The organism is Streptomyces sp. FH025 (assembly GCF_017427025.1).
Lineage (GTDB): Bacteria > Actinomycetota > Actinomycetes > Streptomycetales > Streptomycetaceae > Kitasatospora.
In genome coordinates this window covers 1-1679 of record NZ_JAFLNG010001083.1, presented here as the reverse complement: position 1 = coordinate 1679, position 1679 = coordinate 1, and the positions used below count along the sequence as shown (strand labels likewise).

Annotated in this window: 3 protein-coding genes; all 3 read left to right on the top strand. The window is 71.1% G+C overall.

What is annotated here, in order from left to right:
* Positions 1–154: 154 nt before the first annotated feature.
* The 3 genes from J0670_RS37500 (at position 155) to J0670_RS37490 (ending at position 1580) form a co-directional block, all read left to right on the top strand.
* Positions 155–541 carry a roadblock/LC7 domain-containing protein gene (locus J0670_RS37500; protein WP_207817246.1) on the top strand — a complete coding sequence of 129 codons (387 nt, stop codon included), beginning with the start codon at positions 155–157 and terminating at the stop codon, positions 539–541.
* A 63-nt stretch (positions 542–604) separates the two neighbouring features.
* A complete protein-coding gene (locus tag J0670_RS37495) occupies positions 605–964 on the top strand; it encodes a DUF742 domain-containing protein (protein WP_207817245.1) in 360 nt (119 codons plus the stop codon).
* A complete protein-coding gene (locus J0670_RS37490) occupies positions 945–1580 on the top strand; it encodes an ATP/GTP-binding protein (protein WP_207817244.1) in 636 nt (211 codons plus the stop codon). Before J0670_RS37495 ends, J0670_RS37490 begins: the two co-directional genes overlap by 20 nt.
* Positions 1581–1679 lie beyond the last annotated feature (99 nt).

Below are 1679 nucleotides of genomic sequence, written 5' to 3'. Positions count from 1 at the left end.
CGGCCCGGGAACCGCGCCCCAAGAAGAAGCCCGGCCTGTGGGTGGAGGCCTTCATGGAGGGCTACAAGGGCACCGGCCCGTCCTCGGGTTCGACCGGACAGACCAGTGAAGACACGGCAGGGAAGGGCGAGCAGTGACTCCGCACCGCAGCAACATGGACTGGATCCTCAACGACCTGGCACACAGCGTCCCGTACGTGCGCCACGTCATCGTGCTGTCCGCCGACGGGCTGCGGATCGCCCAGTACGGCGCCGACCCGGACACCGCCGACCGCCTCGCCGCCGCCTGCGCCGGGCTGCAGAGCCTGGCCGCCGCGGTCGGGCAGGAGTTCCCGGACGGGGACGGCTCGATGCGGCTGGTGGTGATCGAGGTGGACGGCGGCTACTTCTACCTGATGTCGGCCGGCGTCGGCGCGTACCTCGCGGTGCTCGCCGACGAGGGCGTGGACGCCGGGCTCGTGAGCCACCAGATGCGCGACCTGATCGACCGGATCGGCGAGCACCTGGCCACTCCCCCGCGCAACCCCGGGGTGCTCGCGTGAAACGGCCGGCGAGAACCCGCGGTGCCCGGAGGGGCACGTGAACGAGCACAGTGAGGCGGCGACATGACGGCCGACCAGGGCGGCTCGGACGGACCCGAGCCCGATCGCCTGTACGTGATCACCCGCGGTCGCACCGGCCCCTCCGGGCCGGGCGTCTTCGACCTGGTCACCATGATCGTCTCCCTCGCGGAGCCGACACCCGGCATGCAGCCCGAACACGCGGCGATCCTGCGGCTGTGCCGCTCCCCGCTCTCGGTGGCGGAGGTCTCCGCCTACCTCGAACTGCCCACGAGCGTGGTCGCCGTCCTGCTGGCGGACCTGCTCGACGACGGGCGGATCGAGGCCCGCGCCGCCGTCCCCGCGGCGGAACTCCCCGACCGTGCCCTGCTGGAGGCGGTGATCCATGGACTTCAACGGCTCTGACGCCCTCCGCGGTTCCGACCCGGTCGTCGGACCGGCGAGCGCGGACCTGCTGCCCGACACCGTCACCACGGCGGTCAAGGTGGTGATCGTCGGCGGCTTCGGCGTCGGCAAGACCACGCTGGTCGGCTCGGTCAGCGAGATCCGCCCGCTGACCACCGAGGAGACCATGACCCAGGCCGGGGTCGGCGTGGACGACCCGACCGGCGTGGAGCTCAAGACCTCCACCACGGTGGCCATGGACTTCGGCCGGATCAGCATCAACGAGCGCCTGGTGCTGTACGTCTTCGGCACCCCCGGGCAGGAGCGCTTCTGGTTCCTCTGGAACGGCCTGTTCGAGGGCGCGCTCGGCGCGGTGGTGCTGGTGGACACCCGCCGCCTCGAAGTCAGCTTCGAGGTGATCGGGCGGCTGGAGGACCGCGGTGTGCCCTTCGTGGTGGCCGTCAACAACTTCCCGGAGGCGCCGAGTTACCCGACCGAGGAACTCCGCCAGGCGCTGGACCTGCCCGCCGAGGTGCCCATCGTCAGCTGCGACGCGCGCAGCCGCGAGTCCAGCCGGGACACCCTGATGACGCTGATGAACCACCTGTACGAGCTCGCCGCGCCGCCCGTCGGCTGACCGCGCCCGATCCCACCCCTCGAATTCCGATCCGAGAATCCCGCTCCGAGAAATTCCGCTCCGAGACTCCCGTTCTGAGAATCCCGCTCCCCCGAACCC

Coding starts and splice junctions, on each gene's coding strand:
- J0670_RS37490 (WP_207817244.1), top strand. CDS start 945: ATGGACTTCAACGGCTCTGACGCCCTCCGCGGTTCCGACCCGGTCGTC.
- J0670_RS37500 (WP_207817246.1), top strand. CDS start 155: ATGGACTGGATCCTCAACGACCTGGCACACAGCGTCCCGTACGTGCGC.
- J0670_RS37495 (WP_207817245.1), top strand. CDS start 605: ATGACGGCCGACCAGGGCGGCTCGGACGGACCCGAGCCCGATCGCCTG.